Source organism: Myxococcus sp. AM011, assembly GCF_013372595.1.
GTDB lineage: Bacteria > Myxococcota > Myxococcia > Myxococcales > Myxococcaceae > Myxococcus > Myxococcus eversor.
In genome coordinates this window covers 1-5,933 of sequence record NZ_JABXEM010000426.1, presented here as the reverse complement: position 1 = coordinate 5,933, position 5,933 = coordinate 1, and the positions used below count along the sequence as shown (strand labels likewise).

Annotated in this window: 2 tRNA genes and 3 rRNA genes; all 5 read left to right on the top strand. The window is 56.4% G+C overall.

From position 1 onward, the window contains the following. Positions 1-218: 218 nt before the first annotated feature. The 5 genes from HUW62_RS45225 (at position 219) to rrf (ending at position 5,678) form a co-directional block, all read left to right on the top strand. Positions 219-1,756: ribosomal RNA gene (locus tag HUW62_RS45225) — 16S ribosomal RNA — on the top strand. A gap of 217 nt (positions 1,757-1,973) precedes the next feature. Further along, a tRNA-Ile gene (locus HUW62_RS45220) sits at positions 1,974-2,047 on the top strand. A gap of 64 nt (positions 2,048-2,111) precedes the next feature. After that, positions 2,112-2,184: transfer RNA gene (locus HUW62_RS45215), tRNA-Ala, on the top strand. A 252-nt stretch (positions 2,185-2,436) separates the two neighbouring features. After that, positions 2,437-5,400, top strand: a 23S ribosomal RNA gene (locus HUW62_RS45210). Positions 5,401-5,561: 161 nt separating this feature from the next. After that, a 5S ribosomal RNA gene (gene rrf, locus HUW62_RS45205) occupies positions 5,562-5,678 on the top strand. Together the 16S, 23S and 5S rRNA genes with 2 tRNA genes alongside form the textbook arrangement of a ribosomal RNA operon. The last annotated feature ends 255 nt before the right edge of the window (positions 5,679-5,933 follow it).

Sequence of the window (5,933 nt, the reverse complement as noted above, 5' to 3'; positions counted from 1 at the left end):
GGTAGCAGGAAGTCGCGGTTGAAACAAGCGGCTCGGTCTTTGAAAACCAAATAGCAAGCCCAAGAAGAAGAGAAGGATTGCGGAAACCGCAGTCAATCTTTGAGAAGGCACCAGCCAGGGAGCGCTGAGAAGCGCATACCAGCAGTGCCTGCAGTGAATCAGCGAGCCAAGGTTCCTTAGCCGGACACTTGGTGAACGCCGGTTCAACCTTCAAATTAAAATTGGAGAGTTTGATCCTGGCTCAGAACGAACGCTGGCGGCGTGCCTAACACATGCAAGTCGAGCGCGAATAGGGGCAACCCTTAGTAGAGCGGCGCACGGGTGCGTAACACGTGGATAATCTGCCTGGATGCTCGGGATAACCAGTCGAAAGATTGGCTAATACCGGATAAGCCCACGGTTTCTTCGGAGACTGAGGGAAAAGGTGGCCTCTGTATACAAGCTATCACAACCAGATGAGTCCGCGGCCCATCAGCTAGTTGGCGGGGTAATGGCCCACCAAGGCAACGACGGGTAGCTGGTCTGAGAGGACGATCAGCCACACTGGAACTGAGACACGGTCCAGACTCCTACGGGAGGCAGCAGTGGGGAATTTTGCGCAATGGGCGAAAGCCTGACGCAGCAACGCCGCGTGTGTGATGAAGGTCTTTGGATTGTAAAGCACTTTCGACCGGGAAGAAAACCCGTTGGCTAACATCCAACGGCTTGACGGTACCGGGAGAAGAAGCACCGGCTAACTCTGTGCCAGCAGCCGCGGTAATACAGAGGGTGCAAGCGTTGTTCGGAATTATTGGGCGTAAAGCGCGTGTAGGCGGCGTGACAAGTCGGGTGTGAAAGCCCTCAGCTCAACTGAGGAAGTGCGCCCGAAACTGTCGTGCTTGAGTGCCGGAGAGGGTGGCGGAATTCCCCAAGTAGAGGTGAAATTCGTAGATATGGGGAGGAACACCGGTGGCGAAGGCGGCCACCTGGACGGCAACTGACGCTGAGACGCGAAAGCGTGGGGAGCAAACAGGATTAGATACCCTGGTAGTCCACGCCGTAAACGATGAGAACTAGGTGTCGTGGGAGTTGACCCCCGCGGTGCCGAAGCTAACGCATTAAGTTCTCCGCCTGGGAAGTACGGTCGCAAGACTAAAACTCAAAGGAATTGACGGGGGCCCGCACAAGCGGTGGAGCATGTGGTTTAATTCGACGCAACGCGCAGAACCTTACCTGGTCTTGACATCCTCGGAATGCCTCAGAGATGAGGCGGTGCCCGCAAGGGAGCCGAGAGACAGGTGCTGCATGGCTGTCGTCAGCTCGTGTCGTGAGATGTTGGGTTAAGTCCCGCAACGAGCGCAACCCTCGCCTTTAGTTGCCACGCAAGTGGATCTCTAGAGGGACTGCCGGTGTTAAACCGGAGGAAGGTGGGGATGACGTCAAGTCCTCATGGCCTTTATGACCAGGGCTACACACGTGCTACAATGGCCGGTACAGAGCGTTGCCAACCCGCGAGGGGGAGCTAATCGCATAAAACCGGTCTCAGTTCAGATTGGAGTCTGCAACTCGACTCCATGAAGGCGGAATCGCTAGTAATCGCAGATCAGCACGCTGCGGTGAATACGTTCCCGGGCCTTGTACACACCGCCCGTCACACCATGGGAGTCGATTGCTCCAGAAGTCACTTCACCAAGAGGTGCCCAAGGAGTGGTCGGTAACTGGGGTGAAGTCGTAACAAGGTAGCCGTAGGGGAACCTGCGGCTGGATCACCTCCTTTCTAAGGAGACCGGGCACCAGGCAGACACTTCGGTGTCAGCAGGTGGTGCCAGCGGCTTTCGAGCCGCGTCAGGTCGACCAGGTCAACGTTTCCGAGTCCAATCCGACTCAATACTTCTCTGGGCTTGCTGTTTGGTTTTGAAGGACTGAGTGCGCGGAAGACGCGGCACCAGCTCTTTGAGAATGAAGGACGCTGTAGAATCGACGCGGTAGCTCCTGGGCCTATAGCTCAGCTGGCTAGAGCGCGCGCCTGATAAGCGCGAGGTCGGTGGTTCAAGTCCACCTAGGCCCACTGTTTCCGCAGGCTTTAAGCCTGGGCAACGGTGACGCACCCAGCTAAATTGGCCCGGACACATGGGGCTGTAGCTCAGTTGGGAGAGCGCCAGCTTTGCAAGCTGGATGTCGTCGGTTCGATTCCGATCAGCTCCACAAGTTTTCCCGAAGTCCGGGAGACGTTCTTTGACAAGTGCATACGAAGGGTAAGTTGCAATTTCTGCTGAGTAACAAGTTCTCGCAGAAAGCACTGCCTGAAACCACCGCCGTGAGGCGAGGTGAGAGGGCAGTGTTTCTACAAGCGTAGAGTGATTTTTTCCGGGCCTGCTGCGAAGAGCAGGGGTCTGGGCCTTGGTTTCGAGTTTCGACAATCCGCCGGGAGGCGGGCGTTAGACAAGAGATTAGGGCAAGTAAGCTACTAAGGGCGTGCGGTGGATGCCTAGGTGCCAAGAGGCGATGAAGGACGCGGGTGGCTGCGAAAAGCTTCGGGGAGCTGTCAACCAAGCGTTGATCCGGAGATGTCCGAATGGGGAAACCCAGCACTGCGAATAGCGGTGTTACCTCCTACTGAATACATAGGTAGGCAGGAGCTAACCAGGGGAAGTGAAACATCTCAGTACCCTGAGGAAGAGAAAACAATGAGTGATTCCCAAAGTAGCGGCGAGCGAAATGGGAACAGCCCAAACCGATGTCACGCAAGTGGCAGCGGGGTAGAGGGTCCACGGTAGGACTTTGACTGGCTAGCGGAAGTCTCTGGAAAGAGACACCAAAGGGCGTGATAGTCGCGTACGCGAAAGCCGGTTGGAGCTGAGTGGGTTACCCAAGTAAGACGGGACACGTGCAATCCTGTCTGAATCAGCCGGGACCATCCGGTAAGGCTAAATACTCCTTGGCGACCGATAGTGAACAAGTACCGCGAGGGAAAGGTGAAAAGAACCCCGGCAAGGGGAGTCAAAAGAACCTGAAACCGCATGTCTACAAGCAGTCCGAGCACTACGGCGCAAGCCAGTGCGAGGGCGTACCTTTTGCATCATGATTCGGCGACTTAATATACGTAGCGAGGCTAAGCCGTTAGGTGGAGCCGGAGCGAAAGCGAGTCCTAAAAGGGCGAATTAGTTGCGTGTATTATAACCCGAAGCGGGGTGATCTACACATGGCCAGGTTGAAGTGCGGGTAACACCGCATGGAGGACCGAACTCATGAAAGTTGAAAATTTCTGAGATGAGCTGTGTGTAGGGGTGAAAGGCCAATCAAACTCCGTGATAGCTGGTTCTCCCCGAAAGATATTTAGGTATCGGCTCGGGCAATTCAATACTGGAGGTAGAGCACTGGAACGGCTAGGGGTCTCACCAGATTACCAAACCGTACCAAACTCCGAATGCCAGTAATTGTTAGCCCGGGACGCAGTCAGTGGGTGATAACGTCCATTGGCAAGAGGGGAATAACCCAGACCGACAGCTAAGGTCCCCAAATCTAGTCTAAGTGAACACTAGAAAGGATGTGGCAGGTCATTGACAACCAGGAGGTTGGCTTAGAAGCAGCCATCCTTTAAAGAAAGCGTAATAGCTCACTGGTCAAGACAGGCCGCGCCGAAAATGTAACGGGGCTCAAGACTAGTACCGAAGCTTCGGGTCACACGCAAAACGTGTGGCGGTAGGGGAGCGTCCCAGTTGCAGCGAAGGTCGACCGAAAGGGCGGCTGGAGCGGCTGGGAGTGCTGATGCCGAAATGAGTAGCGATAAAGGGGGTGAGAAACCCCCTCGCCGTAAACCCAAGGTTTCCTGGGTCAAGTTAATCTTCCCAGGGTTAGCCGGAACCTAAGTCGAGGCCGAAAGGCGTAGATGATGGAAAGCAGGTTAATATTCCTGCGCCATCTTGTAAGCGTTGAACTAAGGGAGGACGGAGAAAGCTAGACGAGCTGACCGGCGGTTGTGTCAGTCCAAAGGCGTAGGGGTGTCGCGTACGATTAAAGGCGCGGCAGCTATCCCCGAGACCCCATGGCGCCCCGTAAGGGGTAAGTCGTTGATGCTCTGCTTCCAAGAAAAGTCCCGTAGGGAGCTTGCAGGGTGTCCGTACCGTAAACCGACACAGGTGGGTGAGGAGAAAATCCTAAGGCGCTTGAGAGAACTCTCCTCCAAGGAACTAGGCAAATTTCCACCGTAACTTCGGAAGAAGGTGGGCCTCTGGTAGGTGAAGGCGTACAGCCGGAGCCGAGAGAGGTTGCAGAGAAATGGCGGTAGCGACTGTTTACCAAAAACACAGGACTCTGCGAAGGCGACAAGCCGACGTATAGGGTCTGACTCCTGCCCGGTGCTGGAAGGTTAAGGGGATTCGTCAGCCGCAAGGCAAAGCGATGATCCGAAGCCCCAGTAAACGGCGGCCGTAACTATAACGGTCCTAAGGTAGCGAAATTCCTTGTCGGGTAAGTTCCGACCTGCACGAATGGAGTAACGACTTCCGCGCTGTCTCGGAGAGGGACTCAGCGAAATTGAAATAGCTGTGCCGATGCAGTTTACCCGCAGCAAGACGGAAAGACCCCGTGAACCTTTACTATAACTTGACAGTGACACTAGGGATTGACTGTGTAGGATAGGTGGGAGCCTTTGAAGCCGGGCCGCTAGGTTCGGTGGAGGCAACGGTGAAATACCACCCTGTTGATTTCTGGTGTCTAACCATGTCCCGTCAGCCGGGATTGGGACACTGTCTGGTGGGTAGTTTGACTGGGGCGGTCGCCTCCCAAAGAGTAACGGAGGCGCGCGATGGTTCCCTCAGCCCGATTGGAAACCGGGCGGCGAGTGCAATGGCATAAGGGAGCTTGACTGCGAGACGGACACGTCGAGCAGGTGCGAAAGCAGGTCATAGTGATCCGGTGGTCCTGAATGGAAGGGCCATCGCTCAACGGATAAAAGGTACTCCGGGGATAACAGGCTTATCTCCCCCAAGAGTTCACATCGACGGGGAGGTTTGGCACCTCGATGTCGGCTCATCGCATCCTGGGGCTGGAGCAGGTCCCAAGGGTTTGGCTGTTCGCCAATTAAAGCGGTACGCGAGCTGGGTTCAAAACGTCGTGAGACAGTTTGGTCCCTATCTGCTGTGGGCGTAGGATACTTGAGAGGCTCTGACCTTAGTACGAGAGGACCGGGTTGGAGGCACCGCTGGTGTACCAGTTGTCTCGCCAGAGGCATCGCTGGGTAGCCATGTGCCGATTGGATAACCGCTGAAAGCATCTAAGCGGGAAACCGACCTCAAGACCAGGTATCCCGGGCGCAAGCCCCTGAAGACCCGTCGAAGACTACGACGTTGATAGGCCAGGTGTGTAAGCGCGGTAACGCGTTGAGCTAACTGGTACTAATTGGTCGAGAGGCTTACTTCCCCCTATCTCTTGCGCGCCCCCTCAAGGGGAGTAAGGGACTCGGGGCCAAGGCCGAGACTGAATGCACTCTATGCATTCACCCGGACGAAACACTTCAGCGCACAGCGAGGCTTGTACTCGCAGACTATTGCAACTTACCCTTCGTATGCACCTACAGCTTTTCCGGTGGCAATGTCGGAGGGGTCACACCCGTTCCCATCCCGAACACGGAAGTTAAGCCCTCCAGAGCCGATGGTACTCCGCGGGAAACCGCGTGGGAGAGTAGGTCGCTGCCGGATTCTTTTTGAGAGAAGCCCTCGTCGCCTCGTGCGACGGGGGCTTTTCCTTTTGCGGGCCACGCGTCCCCCTCCTCGGCGGCGTGCCCGTGCCCGCCAGGGCGGCCTCCGCGGCTTGTCGCGGGCCGGTGGGGACTCGAGGCGCCTCTTTCGTGCCCGGTAGCCCGCGCCTGGCTTTCAGGGCACCCGCAGCACCACCTTGCCCACCGTCGCGCGTGACTCGAGCTGCTGGTGCGCCCGCACCGCCTCTCCCAGCCC